This is a genomic window from Aeromicrobium phragmitis (assembly GCF_003674095.1).
In the GTDB taxonomy this organism is placed as follows: domain Bacteria; phylum Actinomycetota; class Actinomycetes; order Propionibacteriales; family Nocardioidaceae; genus Aeromicrobium; species Aeromicrobium phragmitis.
Genome location: NZ_RDBF01000259.1, coordinates 1 through 311, shown reverse-complemented (window position 1 = coordinate 311; position 311 = coordinate 1). Strand labels below are relative to the sequence as shown.

At 66.6% G+C, this 311-nt stretch carries 1 protein-coding gene; it reads left to right on the top strand.

What is annotated here, in order from left to right:
• On the top strand, positions 1-311 hold a 311-nt coding region (locus tag D9V41_RS17240), incomplete at both ends, for a PucR family transcriptional regulator ligand-binding domain-containing protein (RefSeq protein WP_208006947.1).

The window sequence follows — 311 nt, the reverse complement described above, 5'->3', positions numbered from 1 at the left end:
TGGGCTCGTTGCTGGCCGGGGGCGAGGTGCTGCTCACCAGCGGCCTCGGCCTGCACGGACGGACGTCGGAACAACTGGCGTCGTACGTGCGAGAGGTCGCCGAGGCGGGGTGCGTCGCCGTGGTGATGGAAATGGGCCGTTCGTTCTTCTCCGTCCCCGACTCGATGCTCGACGAGGCGCGACGACAGGGCCTCGTGTTCGTGACGCTGCACTCCGTCGTGCCGTTCGAGCGGATGGTGGAGGACTTTCACGATCTGGTCCTGCAACGCAAACTCGGGGCTTACCGTTACGGGGAGCACTCGTGGGACGAC